Annotated in this window: 20 protein-coding genes; 14 read left to right on the top strand and 6 right to left on the bottom strand. The window is 37.0% G+C overall.

Annotation, left to right across the window (positions count from 1 at the left end):
• The first annotated feature begins 20 nt into the window (after nucleotides 1-20).
• The 6 genes from J4Q03_RS01085 (at nucleotide 21) to sucC (ending at nucleotide 5,703) form a co-directional block, all read left to right on the top strand.
• Nucleotides 21-1,349, top strand: coding sequence for a hydroxymethylglutaryl-CoA reductase, degradative (locus J4Q03_RS01085; RefSeq protein WP_426046401.1), 1,329 nt, complete (start codon nucleotides 21-23; stop codon nucleotides 1,347-1,349).
• Nucleotides 1,349-1,516, top strand: a complete 168-nt coding sequence (locus J4Q03_RS01080) for a hypothetical protein (RefSeq protein WP_426046400.1) — start codon at nucleotides 1,349-1,351, stop codon at nucleotides 1,514-1,516. Before J4Q03_RS01085 ends, J4Q03_RS01080 begins: the two co-directional genes overlap by 1 nt.
• Nucleotides 1,516-2,592, top strand: a complete 1,077-nt coding sequence (locus J4Q03_RS01075) for a hypothetical protein (RefSeq protein ID WP_426046399.1) — start codon at nucleotides 1,516-1,518, stop codon at nucleotides 2,590-2,592. The genes J4Q03_RS01080 and J4Q03_RS01075 overlap by 1 nt, the downstream gene beginning before the upstream one ends.
• A gap of 3 nt (nucleotides 2,593-2,595) precedes the next feature.
• Nucleotides 2,596-2,982 (top strand): DUF423 domain-containing protein, encoded by a 387-nt coding sequence (locus tag J4Q03_RS01070; protein ID WP_426046398.1) that lies wholly within the window; start codon nucleotides 2,596-2,598, stop codon nucleotides 2,980-2,982.
• A gap of 121 nt (nucleotides 2,983-3,103) precedes the next feature.
• A complete protein-coding gene (locus J4Q03_RS01065) occupies nucleotides 3,104-4,381 on the top strand; it encodes a chloride channel protein (protein ID WP_426046397.1) in 1,278 nt (425 codons plus the stop codon).
• A gap of 131 nt (nucleotides 4,382-4,512) precedes the next feature.
• Nucleotides 4,513-5,703 (top strand): ADP-forming succinate--CoA ligase subunit beta, encoded by a 1,191-nt coding sequence (gene sucC / locus J4Q03_RS01060; RefSeq protein ID WP_111955165.1) that lies wholly within the window; start codon nucleotides 4,513-4,515, stop codon nucleotides 5,701-5,703.
• 216 nt (nucleotides 5,704-5,919) lie between these two features.
• Here sucC and J4Q03_RS01055 read toward each other — a convergent pair whose 3' ends face one another.
• Nucleotides 5,920-6,804 carry a mechanosensitive ion channel family protein gene (locus J4Q03_RS01055; RefSeq protein ID WP_426046396.1) on the bottom strand — a complete coding sequence of 295 codons (885 nt, stop codon included), beginning with the start codon at nucleotides 6,802-6,804 and terminating at the stop codon, nucleotides 5,920-5,922.
• 95 nt (nucleotides 6,805-6,899) lie between these two features.
• On the opposite strand from J4Q03_RS01055, the gene J4Q03_RS01050 reads away from it, so the two are divergent.
• On the top strand, nucleotides 6,900-7,535 hold the full coding sequence (locus J4Q03_RS01050; protein WP_426046395.1) for a peroxiredoxin: 636 nt from the start codon (nucleotides 6,900-6,902) through the stop codon (nucleotides 7,533-7,535).
• Nucleotides 7,536-7,634: 99 nt separating this feature from the next.
• Here J4Q03_RS01050 and J4Q03_RS01045 read toward each other — a convergent pair whose 3' ends face one another.
• From J4Q03_RS01045 to J4Q03_RS01035, 3 genes are all read right to left on the bottom strand, one after another.
• Nucleotides 7,635-8,225, bottom strand: coding sequence for a hypothetical protein (locus J4Q03_RS01045; RefSeq protein WP_426046394.1), 591 nt, complete (start codon nucleotides 8,223-8,225; stop codon nucleotides 7,635-7,637).
• 160 nt (nucleotides 8,226-8,385) lie between these two features.
• Nucleotides 8,386-8,901, bottom strand: a complete 516-nt coding sequence (locus J4Q03_RS01040) for a hypothetical protein (protein ID WP_426046393.1) — start codon at nucleotides 8,899-8,901, stop codon at nucleotides 8,386-8,388.
• Between the two features lie 89 nt (nucleotides 8,902-8,990).
• Nucleotides 8,991-11,267, bottom strand: a complete 2,277-nt coding sequence (locus J4Q03_RS01035; protein WP_426046392.1) for a TonB-dependent siderophore receptor — start codon at nucleotides 11,265-11,267, stop codon at nucleotides 8,991-8,993.
• Nucleotides 11,268-11,452: 185 nt separating this feature from the next.
• Here J4Q03_RS01035 and J4Q03_RS01030 point away from each other — a divergent pair, with 185 nt between their 5' ends.
• On the top strand, nucleotides 11,453-12,508 hold the full coding sequence (locus J4Q03_RS01030; protein ID WP_426046391.1) for a Gfo/Idh/MocA family oxidoreductase: 1,056 nt from the start codon (nucleotides 11,453-11,455) through the stop codon (nucleotides 12,506-12,508).
• Between the two features lie 96 nt (nucleotides 12,509-12,604).
• On the opposite strand, the gene J4Q03_RS01025 is transcribed toward J4Q03_RS01030, so the two are convergent.
• Nucleotides 12,605-14,497 carry an ABC-F family ATP-binding cassette domain-containing protein gene (locus J4Q03_RS01025; protein ID WP_426046390.1) on the bottom strand — a complete coding sequence of 631 codons (1,893 nt, stop codon included), beginning with the start codon at nucleotides 14,495-14,497 and terminating at the stop codon, nucleotides 12,605-12,607.
• A gap of 241 nt (nucleotides 14,498-14,738) precedes the next feature.
• Here J4Q03_RS01025 and J4Q03_RS01020 point away from each other — a divergent pair, with 241 nt between their 5' ends.
• Nucleotides 14,739-15,251 (top strand): 5' nucleotidase, NT5C type, encoded by a 513-nt coding sequence (locus J4Q03_RS01020; RefSeq protein ID WP_426046389.1) that lies wholly within the window; start codon nucleotides 14,739-14,741, stop codon nucleotides 15,249-15,251.
• A gap of 141 nt (nucleotides 15,252-15,392) precedes the next feature.
• Entirely contained in the window at nucleotides 15,393-17,039 is a 1,647-nt protein-coding gene (locus tag J4Q03_RS01015) for an alpha/beta fold hydrolase (protein ID WP_426046388.1), read from the top strand.
• 72 nt (nucleotides 17,040-17,111) lie between these two features.
• On the opposite strand, the gene J4Q03_RS01010 is transcribed toward J4Q03_RS01015, so the two are convergent.
• Nucleotides 17,112-17,975 carry a glycoside hydrolase family 25 protein gene (locus tag J4Q03_RS01010; protein ID WP_426046387.1) on the bottom strand — a complete coding sequence of 288 codons (864 nt, stop codon included), beginning with the start codon at nucleotides 17,973-17,975 and terminating at the stop codon, nucleotides 17,112-17,114.
• 65 nt (nucleotides 17,976-18,040) lie between these two features.
• On the opposite strand from J4Q03_RS01010, the gene J4Q03_RS01005 reads away from it, so the two are divergent.
• The 4 genes from J4Q03_RS01005 (at nucleotide 18,041) to J4Q03_RS00990 (ending at nucleotide 21,776) form a co-directional block, all read left to right on the top strand.
• Nucleotides 18,041-19,303, top strand: coding sequence for an NAD(P)/FAD-dependent oxidoreductase (locus J4Q03_RS01005; RefSeq protein WP_426046386.1), 1,263 nt, complete (start codon nucleotides 18,041-18,043; stop codon nucleotides 19,301-19,303).
• On the top strand, nucleotides 19,300-19,971 hold the full coding sequence (gene trmD / locus J4Q03_RS01000; RefSeq protein WP_426046385.1) for a tRNA (guanosine(37)-N1)-methyltransferase TrmD: 672 nt from the start codon (nucleotides 19,300-19,302) through the stop codon (nucleotides 19,969-19,971). Before J4Q03_RS01005 ends, trmD begins: the two co-directional genes overlap by 4 nt.
• Before the next feature lie 376 nt (nucleotides 19,972-20,347).
• A complete protein-coding gene (locus tag J4Q03_RS00995) occupies nucleotides 20,348-21,322 on the top strand; it encodes an endonuclease/exonuclease/phosphatase family protein (RefSeq protein ID WP_426046384.1) in 975 nt (324 codons plus the stop codon).
• Nucleotides 21,306-21,776: an Lrp/AsnC ligand binding domain-containing protein gene (locus tag J4Q03_RS00990; RefSeq protein WP_426046383.1), complete on the top strand. Its 471-nt coding sequence runs from the start codon at nucleotides 21,306-21,308 to the stop codon at nucleotides 21,774-21,776. Before J4Q03_RS00995 ends, J4Q03_RS00990 begins: the two co-directional genes overlap by 17 nt.
• The last annotated feature ends 1 nt before the right edge of the window (nucleotide 21,777 follow it).

Below are 21,777 nucleotides of genomic sequence, written 5' to 3'. Positions count from 1 at the left end.
ACACTTATTAAATTTATGCTATGAATCATAAACCGGTAGAAGGTTTCTCTAAACTTACAAAGCAGGGGAAAATCGATTGGCTTGTCAGCGAATACCTTGAAGGAAACGAAGAGTATCAAAATATATTAAAACAATACTGGAACGAAAATGCTGATCTTCAGAAACTCCACGAAGAGTTTTCTGAAAATACGATCTCCAATTTCTATATGCCTTACGGAATCGCCCCGAATTTCTTAATTGACGGGAAATTATTCGCCCTTCCAATGGCCGTTGAAGAAAGTTCAGTAGTGGCAGCCGCTTCAAAAGCAGCGAAGTTCTGGATCGATAAAGGAGGTTTTAAAACCACAATTATCAACAACGAAAAATTAGGACATACCCATTTCATATTCAATGTGGAATCACACAAACTTCTTCACTTTTTTAATTTCAAATTAAAGAAAAAACTGTTTGAAGCTACTGAAGATATTACCGCCAATATGAGAAAACGAGGCGGTGGAATTCTGGATATCAAATTGATAGACAAAACTTCTGAAATGCCAGACTACTACCAGCTTAAAGCAAGCTTTGATACGGTAGATTCAATGGGTGCGAATTTTATCAATTCATGCCTTGAGCAGTTCGGAAAAACCATGAAACAGGAGATTGCAACGAGTGAAGATTTTACACAGGAAGAGAAAAACTCACTTCAGATCGTAATGAATATTCTTTCCAACTTTACTCCGGACTGTCTGGTAAGAGCTGAGGTTTCATGTAAAATAGAAGATCTAAAGGACGACAGCGGAATTTCCAATGAAGAATTTGCAAGAAAATTCAAACAGGCTGTTACCATTGCTGAAATAGAGCCTTTCCGTGCCACCACACACAATAAAGGTATCATGAATGGAGTAGATGCAGTAGTAATCGCAACAGGAAATGATTTCAGAGCAACAGAAGCCTGTGCTCATGCCTACGCTGCGAGAGACGGGCAATACAGATCACTGACACACTGTACAACGGACAACGGAATTTTCAGATTCTGGATTGATCTTCCGATTTCTGTAGGAGTAGTAGGAGGACTTACGAATCTTCATCCATTAGTAAAATTTTCACTGGCATTGCTTGGAAAACCCTCAGCACAGGAATTGATGAGTATTCTGGCTGTTTCCGGACTTGCCCAGAATTTCGGAGCTCTCCGTTCTTTGGTAACAACCGGTATCCAGAAGGGGCACATGAAGATGCATTTACTGAATATTCTAAACCAAATGGGCGCTACAGAAGAGGAAAAACAGCATTTCGTGAACTATTTTAAAGATAAAACGGTAAGCCATCATGAAGTTATTCATGAGTTTAACAGATTAAGAGGTCAATAATGCTGCAGATCATTCTACCTATAGTATTTATCATCATCGGGATATTCTTGAAGAAAACGACCTCGCCGGGATTCAGAAATTCTAAAAAACTTTCCAATGTATTTATTATATTGGGAATTTCGACGTTGGTGGCAAAACTTATTTTAATCTACCTTCATTCAAAATAATGAAAAAGAAAATAGTATTCTTCCTGTTGATTTCGGGCTTATGTTTTTCTCAGCAGAAAAATGTAAAGATCAGTGATTTGCAGCCGAAATCTGAAGATACTGTTTTTCCGGTGGTTTCCTATCCTGGAAATCCTTTGGTTGAAAATAAGATCAATACCTTTCTGCAGGTCAGTGAACTGGAATATGTACCGAATTCCGGCTCTGATCCTTTTAAAAAGGCTTCCACTGCGACAAATTCCTATACCAATTATCTCTATTTTTACAGTTGGGAAAAATTAGAAACCCCTAAAAATATTCTAAGCATAGGTATGGATGGCGAGGCCTCGGGAGCTTATCCGGAAGGTTTTTCCAAATGGATTAATTTTGACCTCAGAACAGGGAATTTTATTAATTGTCCCGATTTATTTCAGCCCAATGCTGTTAAAACGATTGAAAACTTAATCAACCAGAAAATCAGGAAAAGAGTTGATGATTTTCTTAAAGAATTAAAAGCAGATAAACATCCTACAGAAGAAATTCAGGAGCAGATTGCAATGTATGAAGACTGTTTTTTAGAACATACCCTGGAATACATTGAGTTCTATTTTGGAAAGGATCAACTGACTTTCGTTGCAGGAAGATGTTCCAATCATGCGATGAGGGCATTGGATGATCTGGGAAGTCACAGCATTGAAATTCCTTACAAAGACCTTGAGAAATACTGGAGTCCTTATGCAAAAAACCTTCTGTCAGGCTCTGAAAAAACTGATACAACAAGTTTCCGGTATAAGCTGTTGAAAGGAAAAATTGCTCAATATCCCATTACGGTTCTGATTAAACATCTTTACACGGATCAGCAGGAAAATGCTTTTTCCGCGATGTATTGGTATGATAAAAATAAAAAACTGATAGCATGGGATGGGAAGATGAACGGAGATCATATTTCCATCACGGAGAATGATCACTACGATGAAGAATCGGGAAAATGGATTCCGAGGGCTTTTATTGAGGCCAATAAAAAAGGCAGCAAGATCACCGGAACCTGGCAGGATTACAAAACAAAAAAATATTTAAATCTAGAATTAGAAGAATTATAAAAAATGAAAACAATTACTTTAATTTTCGGTGCTGCGTATGGAATGCTGTCTGTTATTCTGGGAGCCTTCGGAGCACATGCTTTAAAAAAAATACTGTCTGTGGAAAGACTTGAAAGCTTCGAGACAGGGGTGAGATACCAGATGTATGCCGCATTTTTCTTACTGATCATCGGATATATTTTAAAATTTGAAACTTCGTCTGAAAAATGGACTTCCATTCTGATGATTGCGGGAACCATGCTATTTTCTTTCAGTATTTATTTCTTGAGCCTGCAGGATTATTTAGGAATGAACCTTAAATTTTTAGGACCTATTACTCCGCTGGGAGGTCTTTTTATGATTCTGAGCTGGGGGATGCTTATTCTTTACTTTGCTAAAAACAGAATTTAGACTTTTCCTCATTCATTAGTAGATGTCAATTGTCAATTGTGAATTTTAACAGTTTTATTATTCACCATTCACTTGTGAAACAAAATTGACCATCGAGCAGCAATGTATAAAATCAATTCAAATGAAAATCAATCGGAGAAGACGGTTAATAAAAACATTCAATCTCCTGGATCAACCGATAAGATTCAATCCTTTTGTATTCAGCCGGACTTTTTTCATGTGGGCTTTTACAGGTCTTGTGGGAGGAGCTATTGCAGGAGGATACTGGATTGTGCTGGAACATTTTACAGAATTTTTAGCTGAGTTTCAGGGGTGGATGGTAATTCCTACCATGGCTGTCTGCGGTTTGCTGGCAGGACTTGTGATCCATTTCATCGGAGATCCCGGAGAAATCCATCTGATCGTTAATAATATCAGGTTTAATAAAGGTAAACTAGAGCCAAAGAACAATCCTTCCATGATCCTTTCGTCCCTGTTTTGTGTAGCGTCAGGCGGAAGTCTCGGTCCTGAAGCACCCTTGGTTCAGGTCACCGGATCTACCGGAACCTGGCTTGGGAAGATCTTCAGACTGAAAGGAGAAGAGCTGCGTTCTCTGAGCATTGCGGGAATGGCTTCAGGGTTTACTGCCCTGTTTGGGGCTCCGCTTGGAGGAAGTCTCTTTTCACTTGAAATTCTGCACCACAAACATGCGGTGGAATATTATAAAGCTATTATTCCTGCACTGGTAGCGAGCTGTTTCAGCTATGTTATGTTTGCTCTTATTATTCATCTGGGTATTGGGGCAACATGGGACCTGAAAGCTTATCATTACTCGGGAGTGTATGATTTTATCTATGCCTTTTTATTCGGGGTGGTGGCTACCATTTTCGGATGGATCTTCATTTTCGTGGTGAAATTCTTCAAAAAAGTTTTCGAATACAGATCGTTTCCGATTTATATAAAAACACTGACGGGAGGAATTATCTTAGGAATTATTGCTTACAATTTCCCGATCACCAGATACTTTGGTCATCATGAGATCAACGAGCTCATTAACGGGAATTTTGCCCTGAATTTTTTGATCCTCATCCTTGTTTTTAAAATCATCGCCATTGCTGTTACCGTAACTTCAGGATGGAGAGGCGGTTTCATTATCCCATTGTTTTTTGTGGGAACCACTTTAGGACTGATCATTCATCAGCTGTTTCCTTCAGTTGATACTACTTTAGCGATTGTAAGCTGTATGGCCGCAATTAATGCCTGTGTAACCAGAACACCAATGAGTACCACAATTATTCTGGGAACCTTAACAGGATTTACTTATTTCGTTCCGATACTTTTTGCCAGTCTGACAGGTTATTTCCTGGCCCCGAAGATACCGTTCATCGGTTCGCAGTCTGAAAAATTGTCCGAAGAATAGAGCAAATTTCGTAAACATGTTAAAAATCAAGTTCACTGTACTTTAATTTTTAAGTCAATAAACTTGAACTTCCATGTCTTTTTAGTAAATTTGTCAACCTTTAAATTTTAAAATAAAATAATAAAAATAATATGAATCTTCACGAGTATCAATCAAAAGAGATTTTATCAAAGTATGGAGTAGCTATCCAACGCGGTTTCGTAGCGAATAATGTGGACGAAGCTGTAGCAGCTGCAGAAAAGCTTACTGCTGAAACCGGAGCTCAGGCTTGGGTAGTAAAAGCACAGATTCACGCAGGTGGTCGTGGTAAAGGTGGTGGTGTTAAGTTCTCTCCAAACATGGATAAGCTTAAAGAAAATGCACAGAACATCATCGGAATGCAGTTGGTAACTCCACAAACTTCTGCTGAAGGTAAAAAAGTACACTCTGTTTTGGTTGCAGAAGACGTTTATTATCCTGGAGAATCTGAAACTAAAGAATTTTATGTTTCTATTCTTTTAGACAGAGCTGAAGGTAAAAATACAATCGTATATTCTACTGAAGGAGGAATGGATATTGAGCACGTTGCAGAAGTAACTCCTCATTTGATCCACAAAGAAATCATTGATCCTGCTTTAGGTCTTCAGGGATTCCAGGCTAGAAAAATTGCTTTCAACCTAGGTCTTGAAGGAAATGCGTTTAAAGAATTCACAAAATTCATTGCATCTCTTTACAATGCTTACACTGGAATTGATGCTTCTCTTTTCGAAATCAACCCTGTGTTGAAAACTTCGGATAACAAAATTATCGCTGTTGATGCTAAAGTAACTTTAGATGACAATTCATTGTTCCGTCACAAAGACTTAGCTGAACTAAGAGATACAAGAGAAGAAGATCCAATGGATGTTGAAGCGGGTGAAGCAGGTCTTAACTTCGTGAAACTTGACGGTAACGTTGCCTGTATGGTAAACGGAGCTGGTCTTGCTATGGCAACGATGGATATCATCAAATTATCCGGTGGTAACCCTGCCAACTTCCTTGACGTAGGTGGTACTGCTGATGCTCAGAGAGTTCAGACCGCTTTCGGAATTATCCTTAGAGATCCTAACGTAAAAGCGATCCTGATCAACATTTTCGGAGGTATCGTAAGATGTGACAGAGTAGCTCAGGGTGTTGTGGATGCTTACAGAGCTATGGGAAGCCTTCCTGTTCCATTGATCGTAAGATTACAGGGAACTAATGCTGTAGAGGCTAAAAAATTAATTGACGATTCAGGTCTTCCTGTACATTCTGCAATTACTTTAGAAGAAGCTGCCAACAAAGTAAAAGAAGTTTTAGCATAAGCCTGAACTTTTAAATAATACAGAAAACCGTTTCATTTTTTGGAGCGGTTTTCTTTTTTTAACCACAAAAGTCACAAAAGCTTTTTGAAACTTAAATATTAAAGTTAAAAGAATGGTGTCGATAAGAGCACTTAAGTTTTTTAATCTTTGATTTTTCTCCCATTAAAGGTGAAAATAATTAAGGCATAAAAAAACCGCTTAAGAAAGCGGCTTATATTATTTATCCTGATTTTCTGAAGGAGAAGGTTCACCATTCGTAATACTGATGCTTGTAGGTGTTACAAGCTGTATATGATCAGCATCCAGGCGCTGCTTGATCTTAAGATAAGCGTCGCTTTTCAGCTGAAGCATATTGGCACCTACTTTCATCCAGAATTTTGCCTGAAGGTTAAAATTACCCTGCTTTAGATCTGTCAGGATAACTTCCGAAGTATCGAGACGATCTACACCATCCAGGGTTTTAATGACCTCCAGCATTCCCTTCTGGGCTTTTGTAATATCTTCATCTGCAGGAATTTCAAAATTCAGAATAATCCTGCGTTGTGGCGATGCCGTAATATTATAAAAAGGAGCATTGAAAATTACCTGATTGGGAATATAGGCTTTCTTCCCGTCATCAGTAATAATTTTTGTGGTTAAAAAACCAATTTCCTGAACCGTTCCCGAATGATTTCCAATAGTAATATAATCACCCACTTTAAAAGCTTTATCAATTCCGATCAGCATTCCTGAAAAAATACTGGATACCAGGTCTTTCAAAGCCACCCCGGCAATCACCCCGGCTACTCCTAAACTTCCGATAAACTTCCACAGAAAACCGCTGAAGCCCATGATTTCGAGCGCAATAAAGGTTCCCATCAGCATAATCAGAAATCTGAAAATACTGATCAAAGTAACAAGAGAGCCTTCTTTTTGGCTTTTCGGGAAAAATTTATGAAATAATTTTACAGCTCCTAGACTCAGGTATTTGCTGGTAATAAGAAAAAAAGAAAATACTAAAATTCCGACGATAAGTTTCGGTGTAAGCTCGGCAAACCTCATATACCAGCTCTCCAAAACCCTGTAAATAACATCTACGTAGCTGTATCCATTGTTCTGCATGAAAAAAAAATTTATTAAATATAAATAAAATTCAACAAAAATTTTGCCAGTCTCAAAAAGTCTACTAAATTTGTAGACTAACAAAGCAGAATATTATGTCACTTAAACTAGGAGATACAGCACCGGACTTTCAGGCCGAGACGTCTTTAGGCGATATTAAATTTCATGAATTCTTAGGGAATTCGTGGGGGATTTTATTCTCACACCCTGCAGATTATACTCCGGTATGCACTACAGAGCTGGGATACACATCAAAACTGAAATCAGAATTCGATAAAAGAGGAACAAAAGTTATCGCCTTAAGCGTAGATGGAGTAGAGGACCATCAAAACTGGATTAAAGATATTAATGAAACTCAGAATACGGATGTTCAGTTTCCTATTATTGCAGATAAAGACAGACAGATTTCGGAGCTCTATGACTTTATTCATCCGAATGCTTCAGCTACGGCTACCGTACGGTCTTTACTCATTATTGATCCTGATAAAAAAGTGAGGCTTATCATTACTTATCCTGCATCTACAGGAAGGAATTTTAATGAGATCCTCAGAGTGCTGGATTCTCTTCAACTGGTTGATTCCTATCAAGTAGCTACTCCTGTCAACTGGGAAAACGGGGATGATGTTATTGTTCCTCCTGCTATTTCAACAGAAGATGCCAGAAAGATATTTCCGAAGGGAGTTACAGAAATAAAGCCGTATCTGAGATATACGCCTCAACCTAATACATGATTTATTTGATTTTTTATAGTTTAGTTTTAATTTGTACGAAAATCGCCCCGAAATAATTCGGGGCGATTTCATTTTTTTATTCAAGTGATTATAAAGTGATTATTTTAAATCATTAGCTACATCTTTAGCTTTTGAAGTTGGTAAATAAATACTGAATCCTACGTTGAATGTAATATTAGAATTTAATCCTTCACTACCAAATCCAGCTTGACCCTGATATTTTACCAGTCCTTCTAAACCGATATTTGGAGTAATAAAGTAAGAGTAACCTGGGCCTACACCAAAGTCAAGACCTGTTGTAGAATTACCGTTTTCAACAGAAGATCCTCCGATTCCTACATTACCCTCAAAGAACCAACGTCCGTGATTTAATAAGTTATCCACTCCTTTTTCTCCCGGAGACAGATAATAACGACCCAATCCACCTACTGCATAATCAAATCTTGTCGGGCTGCCATTAGTAACTTTGCTAATTCCTAAATTAACATATCCACCCACTGCAACATTGTCTTCTATAAAATAAGCACCTTTAGGCTGAATAGCAATGCTATATCCTCCACCAGTATTTAAACCAAAATTACTTGATAAAAGGCTACTTCCTACCAGCCAGTTACCTTTTTGAATTTGAGCGTTAGCTGTTGCGGTTAAACCTGTTGCTGCCAATATTCCTGCAAAAATTAGTTTTTTCATAATTTATTATTTTAATAATTAAATGTTATCATTTGTAGATTAAAGAAAAAACAAGAAATGTGCCAAGCTTCTTAATTTTAGATAAAAACTCTGAATAAATGTTAATTTCCGGGTAATCGAAATGTGAATTATCTGGCTGTTTTTTTGATGATTTTATAATTTAAATACACAAAAGAATCACCGATATAATAAGGCCTGCAATAGTGAATTTTATTCCGCGTTTAAAAGCTTTTGTTTTGGGATTAAACATCCAGAAACTGGAGATCACAAAGAAAAATAAAGAGATCCCAAAAAATGTATTCAAAGGAGATAGGGTCTCTTTTGACTGGGATTTATGAAGTTTAACCATTTTGTCCAGTACAAAAGGAAGCTCTTTTTTTGAGTATTTTGCCTTTCCTGTTGTGGCATCATAAGTTCCCTGCTTAAAATAGAGAACAGTCCCTTCTGTTTTTTCTACTTCAAGGCCTTTGATCTTCAGTTCTTTTCCAAGTTCTTTTTCTTTAAGATTGACAGCAATGGTTTTATCATATTTTTTTTCTTTTTTAAGGAAATCGGTGTCCCTGTAAACAAGCAAAATACCGCTCACCGAATATACCGCCATTATTCCTGCAAGAAAAAACCCCAGATAACGGTGTGTAATCCTCATAAAACTTCTTGTGTCTTTGATCTTATCCATATCGTAATGTTTGTTTTTTATATTTAAAAATGGAAACTGCAAAAATGCAATTTCCACTTTGAATGATGAAATTATTTTAGTATTTAATTCTAAAGTCTGTAAGTAAGCGTAAAATAATAGTTTCTTGGCGTAATAGGGTTTACAGAATAATTTTCATGTACGTTGTAATTAACTACATCAAAAAGGTTACCCACTTTCCCCTGGATGGAGAATTTATTCCATTCGTAGCCTATAGATACGTTTACTGTTGTATAATCCTTTAATTCAAATACTCTGCTTACTCCGTTTCTGGCAGCTAAACTGTTGCTTCCGGTTTTTGTGTCGTTCCACCCTGCTAATCGGTCACCAATGAAATAAGCACCTGCCCCTACTTTTAGTCCTTTAGCAAAACGCGTGAATTTATAAAATACCGATGCATTAGCTGTTGTAGCGGGAGTTCTTACCAGTCTCTGCTCTTCTACGTATCCAAATTGTTCAGGAGTGTCAAGATATACTGAATTGTTGTAAGAGAACCCTCCGATAATTGATAGATTTTCTGTAGGATTTCCTGTGATATCCAGCTCCACACCGCGGCTTCTCATTTTTCCTGCAAAATCTTTTAAAAGTCCGTTAGGATCCAGCGGTGTTCCTTTATCATCTAAAGCAACCTGATAGTAATTTTTGTAAAGAATCTGGTAAACAGTAAGATTAATAGCCAAGGCATTATTCCACAGATTTTTCTTTGCTCCTACTTCATACTGATCAATATAAGTAGGTTTAAGAGCTTGATTTTGATCAAGTCTATTCAAGCCAACATTATTGGAGAACGAATTGGTATAGGTTGCGAATACAGATAAATTATCATTGGGCATATATATGATACCTGCTTTTGGTGATATAGCCATATCGGAAGAACTTGAATAGGGAACATAAGGGGTAGTATTGTCCTTGAAGTTTTCCTTTCTTGTGCTTTTGTTTTCTACATAAGACCATCTTAAGCCGGCAAGTACCTTAAACTGCTTTGAAATGCTGATAAAATCCTGAGCATATACCCCTATCCTTTGTGTAGGAATTCTTGAGCGCTCAAATTTTGCCACGTGTTCCGAAGTAGGCATACTGCCACCTGCCCATGTAGATGGATCATCTAAATAAACAAGACCGTTAGAATTTCCGTTCGTACCAAACAGATAAGAAGATCCATATACTGCTTTCTTAGGATCAGCAATAGTAGGATCATAATAAGTATAGGAATCAGCAATGCCATAATCAGCATCTGCCCCTATTAAAACTTTATGATTAACTTTTCCTGTGTTGAATTCACCATTGATATTAGCCTGAAACGATGTGTAATTTTGTTCGTTGTAAGTTCTGTTTAAAGGTCTTTTCCATGCCAATCGATTACCGGTTGTATATTCCCACTGTACTCTTTCTGTAGAAAAATAATCCTTAGTGTAATTTTGATAAGAAGCAGTCGCATTCAATGACCATCTTTCACTGAACTGATGATTAAATGTGATGTTAGTTGATAATTGCTCTACATTTTGGTACTGCCAGTCTGTTCCCAGGAAAGCATTTCTGGACAGCAGATTATTCATAGAGTAGCTTTTGTCAGTATTGGTAATAGAACCAATCCCAAAATCCGGAGTGAAATTATTTTTAAGATAATCCGCTTCTACAATCAGCTGAGATTTCGGACTTAAATTGAATAAAAATGAAGGATTGAAATAGTATTTCTCAGATTCTACAACATCTCTGAAACTTTCAGCATACTCATAAGCACCATTCACTCTGAATGCAATGTTTTTAGATAAAGGCCCGTAAATATCAACGGTTGGCTTATAAGAATTCCAGCTTCCGCCGTTCAGTCCTACACTTCCGCCAAAATTAAATTTAGGCTTTTTAGTGATCATATTAATGATCCCTCCTGCAGCTGTGTTTCCATACAGCATAGCATTAGCTCCTTTAAGTACTTCAACTCTTTCCAGACCGCTTACTTCAGGAAAAACACCACTGTTAACTCTTGCACCGTTTTTAAAAATATTATCATTTCCCAAAATAAATCCACGCCCTCCAAAACTGTCCTGAGAATTTCCTCTGGATGAGGTAATGTACATACCGTTTACATTCTGAAGAACATCACTCAACTGCTTTGCCTGTTGTTGCTCAATAATTTCATGAGTTACAATAGAGATTGGCTGAGGGGTTTCCATTACCGTAAGGGCAGACTTTGTAGACAGAGGTCTTGCCTGGTTCGGATTACCTGTTTTATGAAGATTAATATCTTCAATGGTTTGGGTTCTGATGGTATCTGTTTCAGTATTTTTCATTTGTGCCCCTAAAGACAGGGCTGCCAATAAAAATCCTACAGATGCAAGTTGTTTGTTCATTTTATTTTTATGTAGACTAGTTTTAAATAGCGGCAAAAGTAATGATTTTTCAAATATTAATTTAGAATTGATAAAAATAATAAAATGATTTAAATCATACTTTATGAATGCTGTAAAAATATCGATTGCTTCTGCATCCTCTTAAACTGAGGATTATTGAATATATTTGTTGAAAATTATATATTATGCAATTGATAAAAGCAGGGCTGTGCGCCTTTGGAATGAGCGGAAAAATATTTCATGCTCCGTTTTTGAAAGAACATCCCGGATTTTTTATGGCTGCCGTAGTAGAGAGAAGTAAGGAAGAGTCGAAAGAAAAATATCCGGAAGCTACCATTTATCGTTCTGTAGAGGAAATGCTTCAGAATGCAGATATAGAACTGGTGATCATTAATACTCCTGTACAGACGCATTATGAATATGCAAAGATGGCACTGGAAGCGGGAAAAAACATAATCGTTGAAAAGCCCTTTACCGTAAGTGTTTCGGAAGCGGAAGAGCTTGTAAATTTGGCAGAAGAAAAAGGCCTGTTTCTGAGTGTGTATCAAAACAGAAGATTCGACCGTGATTTTCTACAGGTTCATAAAATATTGAATGACGGAAAATTAGGAAATATTAAAGAAGTAGAAATCCGCTTCGACAGGTTCCGTACTACACCCAGCGGAAAACAGCATAAAGAAGATCCGCAGCAGACAGGTTCAGGTTCCCTGCATGATCTTGGTGCGCATCTTGTAGATCAGGCCGTCCAGTATTTTGGATATCCGGAAAAACTTTTTGCCGATGTATTTTCTATGAAAGGACAGGAATATGCCAATGATTATTTTGAAATTCTGCTCTATTATAAAGATAATCTGAGACTACGACTGAAATCATCCGTGTTTACTAAAGAGGCTCATTATGCCTATGCTATTCACGGAGAAAAAGGGAGCTTCCTGCAGGAAAGAACTGATAATCAGGAAAACGAACTGGTTGCAGGAGCCATACCGGTTTATGGTAAAGAATGGACAGAACCTTTACAAGGGACAGACGGAATTTTAAATTTCTTAAATGAAAATTCAGAAACCGAAAGAATGCTGACAGCCAGTGAGCCCGGAAACTATATGGATTACTACCAGCAGATTTATGAATATATCGTTTTCGGATATGCATTGCCATCTCAGGGAAGAGAAGTTGTCCAGAATATGAAGATCATAGATGCATCCCTGGAAAGCTCAAAAGAAGGAAGAATAGTGTATTTATAGGGAGAGGAGTTTGAGAGTAGGAGGGTTTGAGTGTTAAGGAAATTCTAAATCGAATACTTACACTCAAACCCTCCTACTCTCAAACCCCTTCACTTATTATATTTCCTGAAGCTCCAGCCATCTCATTTCATACTCTTCAAGCTTTTCAGAAATGGCCTCTAGCTCAGCAGAAAGTTTGGCTACCTTTTCATAATCCGTTTCGTTATTCAGCTGATCCATGATCTTCGCCCGTTGCTGTTCAAGCTCAGGCATTTCTTTTTCTATCGTTTCCAGTTCCCTTTGTTCCTTAAAGGACATTTTTCTTTTTTGAGAAACAGCAGGTTGCTGAACTTCCGGTACTGCAACAATTTCCTTTACAGGTTCCGGTTTGGATACTGCATTTTTTTCCAGTGCATCCTCACGGCTTTTGGCTTCCCTGTATTCTGAAAAGTTTCCGATAAAATCCCTGATCTTTCCTTGCCCTTCAAAAGCTAAAATGTGGTCAACAATTCTGTCCATGAAATACCTGTCGTGAGATACAATAATTAAACTGCCTTGAAAATTCAGCAGAAAATTTTCCAGCACCGTTAAAGTCGGAAGGTCAAGATCATTGGTAGGCTCATCAAATATCAGGAAGTTAGGATTCTGATACAGGATATACATCAAATGCAGTCTCCTTTTTTCACCTCCCGAAAGTTTTGAGATAGGCGAATATTGGGTTTGGTCATCAAATAAGAATAATCTCAAAAACTGAGAAGCGGAGATGGTTCTTCCATTGGCCAAAGGAAAGTTTTCAGAAATTTCTTTGATAAAATCAATAACTCTTTCATCTTCCTTATATTTCAGCCCTTTTTGTGAAAAATATCCGAATTTAATTGTTTCTCCCGTTTCAATTTCTCCGGAATCTTTGGGTTCAAGTCCCTGGATAATATTCAGTAATGTAGATTTTCCAGCTCCGTTTTTACCTACAATACCTACTTTCTCACCTCTTTGAAACTGATAGCTGAAATCCTTTAATAATAATTTGTCGCCATAGCTTTTAGAAATATCTTTAAGCTCCAGAATTTTATTTCCGAGCCTTTTCATTTCAAAATCGAGTTCCAGAGATTCTTTTCTGGTATCGGTTTTAGCTATTTTTTCAGTTTCGTAAAAGTCATCTTGTCTGGATTTCGATTTTGTAGTTCTAGCTTTGGGTTGTCTGCGCATCCACTCCAGCTCTTTCCGGTAAAGATTATTGGCTTTGTCAATGGTGGAATTCATATTGTCCTCGCGGATCATTTTATTTTCAAGATAAGTCGCATAAGAACCATTATGGAAATATAAATTTTTATCCTCCATTTCCCATATAATTCCGCAAACTGCATCCAGGAAATACCTGTCGTGAGTGACAAGGATCAATGTTATTTTTGCTTTGCTCAGGTAGCTCTCTAGCCATTCTACCATTTCCACATCAAGGTGGTTGGTTGGCTCATCCATGATCAGAAGAGTATGACGGTGTTCCGCTCTTGTTTCAGTCAGTAATTTGGCCAAAGCGACACGCTTGATCTGTCCTCCGGAAAGAGTTCCCATTTTGGCTTCCAGATCTGTGATTTTCAGCTGGGAGAGAATCTGTTTCATATCATTCTCAAGATCCCATGCTTTATGAATTTCCATTTCAGCCAAAGCTTTTTCAATGAAATCATAATCTGTAGAAAGCAGTGATTGATGATAATTCTTCAAGGCCTGAATAGGTGCAGAATCAAGAGTCATCATAAACTCGTCAATCGTTAGATCAGAATCAAATTCAATCTCCTGGTCAAATAAAACCACCTGGATATCTTTATTAATATTTACAGTTCCGCTGTCTGCAATTTCTTTCCCCATTAATATTTTAAGAAGGGTAGATTTTCCGCTTCCGTTTTTGGCGACAATGGCTATTTTGTCTCCTTCATTCACATGAAAAGAGATATTTTCGAACAAAACTTTGACGCCATAAGATTTAGTAAGATTTTCTACAGAAACGTAATTCATTGGAATTTAATGGTTTGATTTAAAAATTCAATTGAGCGGCAAAAGTACGAAAATGTAACTAGAAAAGTTTTATGGAATAAGGTTTGGGCGTTGAAATTTAATTTTTAAAAAATAGTCATCAGGACAATGTTTAAAATTTCTTAATCCAAATAATATGAATTTCCTAAAGCCATTTATTAATTTTGAATAGGCTGAAAGGCTTGATTTTTGATGCTAAAAATGCTAAATCTGATTTAAAATAATGAAAAAAGTAATTGTAGATATGGACGGGGTAATGGCAGATGTCTATCATCAGCTTGTGCAGTTTGAGAAAAGAGATTCAGGGAAAGAAATTGAGATTCATGGTCTTGCAGGAATGCCGGAAATTGAAGCATTCCCGAATGGTAAAAAACATGTTAATGAAATTGGATTTTTCAGAACGCTTCCTGTAATGGAGGGAAGCCGTGCCGCTTTAGAATATATTAACAGCAAATATGATCTGTATATTGTTTCAGCCGGAATGGAATTCCCCAACAGCTTAAGAGAGAAGTTTGACTGGCTGGCAGAACATTTTCCGTTTATCAGCTGGGAACAGATTGTTTTATGCGGCAGTAAAAAAGTAGTTCACGGAGATATTATGATTGATGACTATCCGAAAAACCTGGATCATTTTCCCGGAGAAAAATTCATTTTTACCCAGCCTCATAATGAGCTGATAGAAAATGAAAACTACAAAAGAGTGCATTCCTGGGAAGAGATCATGAATATCCTTTAAAAAAAGTTTATATATTTTTTAGAAGTATTGTCACAAATAAGTGATGTTTTAAAATAAATTTAACTAAACCGCTCTAAAATTTAATAAGGTATTGTGAGTATGCAAGACGGAAAACAAAGAATTTTGCAACAAACTTATACTATGAAAAAACTCAATACTTTATTCTTTCTTTTAGCAGCTTATTCTTTTAATGCACAGGTGATTTCGGGAACTGTAATTTCCAGGAATGAAAACCAGCCGGTTCCTTATGTGAAAATCGGGATAGAAAAAGAGAATATCGGTGCCGTTTCCGATGAGAAAGGAAATTTTTCTGTTGATCTTTCCGGATATGACTCTTCTAAAAAATTAAAAATAGAGGTTCCGGGCTATGAACCCTATGCTGAAACTGTACAGAATTTTAGGAAACAGGAACGACAGCAGATATTTTTAAAAGAAAAAGTTAAAAATATAAAAGAAGTCAATATTAAAGTAAAAAAGCTAGTTGATAAGAACTGGGGCGTGAATACAAAAACAAAAAGTGTTCTGTATTCCGTGAATCCCAAACTCAAAAAAGAAGATTTCCTGGGTGAAACCGCATTGGAATTTAATGCCAGCAAAAGATCCAAAATCAAAAATATCAACCTGAATATCGCCAGCTATACTTCAGACAAACCGGTGCTGTTGAGATATAGCCTTTATACAGAAAAAAATGGTTTCCCGGATCAAAATATCCTGGATGAGGAAATCACAGTGGAACTTACGGAAGATATGATTAAAGATGGAACTTATACACTGGACGTGAATGATCATCATATCTGGGTGCAGGGGAAATTCTTTATCGGAATTCAGTTTTTAAAAGAATTTGAAGGGAAAATCAATATCAGTGCGGCACTGTTCAGGACAGGATTTCTTAGAAAGTTTTATGGAGACTGGCAGAAAATGACCCTGGCTGCACCAGCCATTAATATCGATGTAAAAGTGGATAAAAGCGCAAAAAATAGTAAAGATGAAACCGCTGCTTCCGGAGGTGATCTTGAAGAAATGATTTCTGATGTTTCCCAATACAATATGGAATCAAAGAAATCTGTGTACGGAAAAAATGAATCTTCGGGCAGTTACCTTCAATTAAAAGATACAAAGCTTTACTATGAAGTTTATGGGGAAGGAGAGCCACTTTTTCTTCTTCATGGGAATTCAGGGAGTATCCAGGATTTTTATCAGCAGATTCCCGTTCTTTCCAAACAGTTTAAAGTAATTGTCGTAGATACCAGGGGACAGGGGAAAAGTGTCGATACTTCTGAAAGAGATTTTACCTATACCCAATTTGCGGAAGATATAAAAATGCTTGCAGAGAAGCTGGGATTGCATAAAGTTAATATTGCCGGATGGAGCGACGGTGGAGTTACAGGATTAGAATTTGCTTTAAAATATCCGGAAAGCCTGAACAAATTAATTGTTATCGGGGCCAATGCATTTCCTGAAGGCGTTGATGAAAGACTTATTTCCCATATGAAAAATCAGCTTCTTGTGCTGGATATAGAGAATAAACCTGAAAAGTTCAACGAACGACGACTGGTAGAAATTATGCTGAATGAGCCTCATATCAGCAAAAAAAATCTGGCAAAAATACAAAGTCCGGTTCTGGTGATTGCAGGTGATAAAGATGTGATTAAACAGGATCATACCGAAATGATAGCCAGGCAGATCCCGAATGCTGAACTTAAAATTTACAAAAATGCAACCCACATGATTCCTTTCGAAAATGCAGAGGAGCTGAATGCCGATATTTTAAAGTTTCTGGGGAAATAATCTAGGATGGAAGAGGGAAGATGAAGGCTGGGAGATCAGAACTTCCAGCATATAACTCCCTTCTATTCTCTATCAATCCAGCGTGAGCCTTTTTAATGACCAGGTGCTTCCGTTGTAAATATCGAGGTCTACCTTGGTGTTAATCCCGTGAACAATCCCGCTTTCAGTAAACTGCCAGAAATCCCAATGATCATTGGGAGTGGGAGAGGGTACATCATTATAATTTGCCAGCCAGAGGGGATAATCATCAAATTCTCCTTTCAGGAAGTCTTTATAGTAATGGTAATAGGTATAGATGATTGGTTTTTCCCCATATGTTTCCTCTACGATCTTGCACCATACTTTTAGATCTTCTATCAGTTTTTTGTTTGTTTTTCTTTTTGGGATCTTTTCAATATCTAAAATAGGGGGAAGATCACCGCTTTCCAGTTTTACATTGGCTAAAAAATTATTGGCCTGAATCACAGGGTCCTCATCTGCCCTGTAAAAATGATAGGCTCCACGGATCAGATTATGCTTTTGGGCTTTCATCCAGAACTCGTCGAAATGTTTGTCGGCATTACGGTTTCCCATCGTGGCACGCATGACTACAAATTCCAGTGGAATTGTTTTGTTTCCGATGCTCAGGCTGTCCCATTTGATATCCTCCCTGTTCTGGTAATGAGAAACATCAAAACCATAGGTTTTGTCGAGATTAGCCGTAAGGATTTTCTGGATTCTTGCTGTCTCTACTTCGCTGTTGTGCAGTTTTTTATGTCTGAATTTATTAAAGTACAGTGCGTAATAATAACTGACAGACTGTTTCAGGTAAAATCCCGTTCCTATTAAAGCAAGAATTAAAACAGCCAATATTATTTTCCGGCGAAAAAAATAATTCTTCCGACGGTTCTCATGTACTTTTTTGGCAGTTTTTTTGGTGTACTTTTTTGGTGTCATAAAGTTTTGCAAAACTAACTTATTTCACTACTAAATGCTAAATAAAATCAGTAAATTTGTGTATTATGGAAACACGCGAAAAGGTCATCATCATAGGAGGGGGATTTGCGGGGCTGCAGCTTGCAAAAACATTAAATAACAGAAACAAAAAAGTCATTGTTCTGGACCGGGTGAATCATCATATGTTTCAGCCGCTTTTTTATCAGGTTGCCTGCGGAAGGATAGAGCCATCCAATATTTCCTTTCCTTTCAGGAAGATTTTTCAGCAATCCAGAAATACACAGTTTCGTCTTACCGAAGTTAAAGAGATTGATCCCGCCAACAATAAAGTGATCACGGATGAGGCCGAGTTTACCTATGATAAACTGATCATCGCTACAGGATGTAAAACCAATTTCTTTGGAAACAAAGACATGGAATCAAGGGCTTTTGGGATGAAAAATACCCAGGAAGCGATCAGCATCAGGAATCATGTACTGATGACCTTTGAAAAGCTCATCCTTGAAAAAAGCAGGAGCGATGACGGCAACTGGAATATCGTTATTGTCGGAAGCGGGCCAACCGGTGTAGAACTGGCAGGAGCTTTTGCCGAAATGAAAAAAGAAATTCTCCCGAGAGATTATCCATACATGAATTTTAACCAGCTTAAGATTATCCTGGTAAGTTCTACAGAAAAACCGCTTGCCGTAATGAGTACTGAAGCACAGGAAAAATCTGAAAAATATCTTAAAGATCTGGGCGTTACTTTTCTGAGTGGCGAGGTCGTTACGGATTACGATGGCAATAAGGTTTACACAAAAAGCGGAAAAGATATTCCGTCCAATAATGTGATCTGGGCAGCAGGTGTTACGGGAAATATAGTGGGAGGGTTTCCGGAAGAAAAATTAGTGAAAAACAGGTATATAGTAGATAGATTTAATAAAATAAAAGGTTACGATAATATTTACGCGGTTGGGGATATTGCCTACATGGAAACACCAAAGTATCCGAAGGGACATCCTCAGGTCGCGAATGTAGCCATTAATCAAGCAAAAAATTTAGGTAAAAATTTTCTGAAGAAGAACGAAAGTGAGTGGGTAGAGTATGAATATAAAGATCAGGGCTCACTGGCAACCATTGGAAAACACAGAGCTGTGGTAGATCTTCCGTTTATGAAGTTCCAGGGATTCCTGGCATGGTATTTCTGGATGTTCCTTCATCTGATGCTGATCCTGAGTGTAAGAAATAAGCTAGCCGTCTTTTTCAACTGGATGTGGAGCTATTTCAACAAAGATTCTTCTTTAAGATTAATTATTTCACCTAATAAGAAAAACGAGACATTACAATGAGAATTGATATCATAAGCGTGCTTCCCGAATTAATGGAAAGTCCGTTTCAGACTTCTATTTTAAGAAGAGCAATGGACAAAGGTTTAGTGGAAGTTCATTTCCATCAACTGAGAGACTGGTCCATCAACAAACACAGACAGATCGATGATGAACCCTATGGAGGAGGAGCAGGAATGGTAATGATGATAGAGCCGTTGGATAAATGTATTTCTGAACTTAAATCTCAGAGAGCATATGATGAAGTCATTTATCTTACGCCGGACGGCATCACCTTAAACCAGAAAATGGCCAACACTCTTTCCATAAAAAATAATCTGATCTTCCTTTGCGGACACTACAAAGGCATTGATCAGAGAGTGCGGGACCTGCATATTACCAAAGAAATTTCAATTGGTGATTATGTACTTACGGGAGGTGAGCTGGCGGCATGTGTTCTTGCTGATTCTATTATCAGACTGCTTCCGGGAGTTTTGAATGACGAGCAAAGCGCACTTACAGACAGTTTCCAGGATGACCTTCTTTCGCCCCCTATTTATACAAGACCTGAAGTGTATAAAGGATTGGAGGTGCCAAAGGTATTACTCAGTGGAAATTTTGCTCTGATTGAAGAATGGCGTCATGAGGAAGCGGTAAGGATTACACAGGAAAAACGCCCTGATCTGCTCTGAAAAAAATGATACAAAACGACTAAACAGACATTTTTTTTTCATGGTTGTGAGGATCTATTGACAGAATGGAATAAGAATTGACATAAAGCGGAAATGCATGAAAATTATCAATTGTAATTCATAAACAACTATAATTTTTTCCTGTTAATTAGACAACCATATATTGTTTTGATTTTGTTTTATGTGTCGATAATTTTAAATGCTTAATGATTTGGTTACAGAATGGTGTTTTTTATTGATAATATTCGTTAAATATTTTATATTACTTACATAATATTAATAGGAAAATAGTATAAATAAATGAATAAAATTTGAAAAAAAATAATAAATTTACAACGAAAAAGAAATTCATAATTTTAAGATAGCAATTTTGCAGATGGAGATGTTCTCTTTTTATAATGTTGAAAATTTATTTTTACCTGACCCCAAACCTCTTCATAGATTAGATCCTACAAAATCCGGCTTGAAAGGGTGGGATGAAAAAAGATACAGGAATAAACTTTTTAAAATTTCACATGTTTTTCAATTAATAAAAGAGGAAAACGGTGCCCTTCCATTTTTAATTGGGCTTTCTGAAGTTTCCGGAAGGAAAGTCTTAGAAGACCTGGTGGAAATGGAACCTTTTAATTCGGAATATGGAATTGTTCATTACAATTCTATGGATGAGAGAAAGGTAGATGTAGCTATGTTATATCATAAAGACAAAGTAGAAATAATAGACTCAGAAACTATTACCTTCTTCTTTGAAATTATAAATAGAAAAAACACAGAAAATTACGACACAACCAGAGACGTACTGTTTTCTAAAATTAAGTATAAAGAAACTGTTGTTAATGTTTTTATCGCCCACCTTCCCTCTAAGCGAGAAAAAGATGTTAATAAGCCCAAAAGAGACTTTATTCTTAATGAAATCCGGAACCGGATTCTGAAAATTGTAGGTAGCGAAAAAGAACATGTAATATTGTGTGGTGATTTTAACGAAAACCCTGATGATGAAAATTTAGTAAAAATTCTCTACGACAACAAACAAGAGAAGGTATTGGTAAACCCTTTTCAAGAATTGTTTAATACAAGAAATTATTCTACTTTTCATTATAAGTCTGGACTGCTGTATGATCAGATTATCATTTCAAAATCTCTTTTTGATAATGATGCTTTGAGTTTTCAGAGTGCCCATATTTTTAATTCTGAAAAAATAAGCAGCCAGGTGAGAAATTTTGAAGGACGTCCCTTCCGAACTTATGCCGGTACACGGTATTTAGGAGGATACAGCGACCACTTTCCGGTTTTTGTAAAATTTGAAGAAAACAAAAACATAAATAAAAAAGTAGAAAATGAAAAATTCAAGTAACACAAGCTATCATTTAGACTCGATTGACAAGGAAATCATTTACATGCTGATGGATAATGCTAAAACGTCCTTGGCCCACATTTCGAAAAATGTTGGAATTTCCACAACAGCAGTACATCAGAGAATTAAAAAGCTCGAGCATGCGGGAGTTATTGAAAACTCTATTTCGTTTCTTAATCCTAAAAAAATTGGATATAAAGTAATTTCGTATATCGGAATGTTTCTGGACCAGCCCAGCCATTATTCGGAGGTTGTAAAATCTCTGCAAGACGTGAATGAGGTAGTGGAAGCCCATTATACAACAGGAAATTATACCATATTTTTAAAGGTTCTTTGTAAAGATAATGACCATCTTATGCAGATTCTAAACAAACTTCAGAAGCTGAAAGGGGTGACAAGAACAGAAACTTTCATATCTTTGGAACAAGGTATTTACAGACAACTGAAAGTATAAA

The organism is Chryseobacterium sp. NFX27, assembly GCF_049887855.1.
Classification (GTDB): domain Bacteria; phylum Bacteroidota; class Bacteroidia; order Flavobacteriales; family Weeksellaceae; genus Chryseobacterium.
This window is presented reverse-complemented; position numbering and strand designations above follow the sequence as displayed.

Bases quoted from the DNA above. Each gene is read 5' to 3' on its own strand.
- J4Q03_RS01085 (WP_426046401.1), top strand. From the start codon at position 21: ATGAATCATAAACCGGTAGAAGGTTTCTCTAAACTTACAAAGCAGGGG.
- J4Q03_RS01080 (WP_426046400.1), top strand. From the start codon at position 1,349: ATGCTGCAGATCATTCTACCTATAGTATTTATCATCATCGGGATATTC.
- J4Q03_RS01075 (WP_426046399.1), top strand. From the start codon at position 1,516: ATGAAAAAGAAAATAGTATTCTTCCTGTTGATTTCGGGCTTATGTTTT.
- J4Q03_RS01070 (WP_426046398.1), top strand. From the start codon at position 2,596: ATGAAAACAATTACTTTAATTTTCGGTGCTGCGTATGGAATGCTGTCT.
- J4Q03_RS01065 (WP_426046397.1), top strand. From the start codon at position 3,104: ATGAAAATCAATCGGAGAAGACGGTTAATAAAAACATTCAATCTCCTG.
- sucC (WP_111955165.1), top strand. From the start codon at position 4,513: ATGAATCTTCACGAGTATCAATCAAAAGAGATTTTATCAAAGTATGGA.
- J4Q03_RS01055 (WP_426046396.1), bottom strand. From the start codon at position 6,804: ATGCAGAACAATGGATACAGCTACGTAGATGTTATTTACAGGGTTTTG.
- J4Q03_RS01050 (WP_426046395.1), top strand. From the start codon at position 6,900: ATGTCACTTAAACTAGGAGATACAGCACCGGACTTTCAGGCCGAGACG.
- J4Q03_RS01045 (WP_426046394.1), bottom strand. From the start codon at position 8,225: ATGAAAAAACTAATTTTTGCAGGAATATTGGCAGCAACAGGTTTAACC.
- J4Q03_RS01040 (WP_426046393.1), bottom strand. From the start codon at position 8,901: ATGGATAAGATCAAAGACACAAGAAGTTTTATGAGGATTACACACCGT.
- J4Q03_RS01035 (WP_426046392.1), bottom strand. From the start codon at position 11,267: ATGAACAAACAACTTGCATCTGTAGGATTTTTATTGGCAGCCCTGTCT.
- J4Q03_RS01030 (WP_426046391.1), top strand. From the start codon at position 11,453: ATGCAATTGATAAAAGCAGGGCTGTGCGCCTTTGGAATGAGCGGAAAA.
- J4Q03_RS01025 (WP_426046390.1), bottom strand. From the start codon at position 14,497: ATGAATTACGTTTCTGTAGAAAATCTTACTAAATCTTATGGCGTCAAA.
- J4Q03_RS01020 (WP_426046389.1), top strand. From the start codon at position 14,739: ATGAAAAAAGTAATTGTAGATATGGACGGGGTAATGGCAGATGTCTAT.
- J4Q03_RS01015 (WP_426046388.1), top strand. From the start codon at position 15,393: ATGAAAAAACTCAATACTTTATTCTTTCTTTTAGCAGCTTATTCTTTT.
- J4Q03_RS01010 (WP_426046387.1), bottom strand. From the start codon at position 17,975: ATGACACCAAAAAAGTACACCAAAAAAACTGCCAAAAAAGTACATGAG.
- J4Q03_RS01005 (WP_426046386.1), top strand. From the start codon at position 18,041: ATGGAAACACGCGAAAAGGTCATCATCATAGGAGGGGGATTTGCGGGG.
- trmD (WP_426046385.1), top strand. From the start codon at position 19,300: ATGAGAATTGATATCATAAGCGTGCTTCCCGAATTAATGGAAAGTCCG.
- J4Q03_RS00995 (WP_426046384.1), top strand. From the start codon at position 20,348: ATGGAGATGTTCTCTTTTTATAATGTTGAAAATTTATTTTTACCTGAC.
- J4Q03_RS00990 (WP_426046383.1), top strand. From the start codon at position 21,306: ATGAAAAATTCAAGTAACACAAGCTATCATTTAGACTCGATTGACAAG.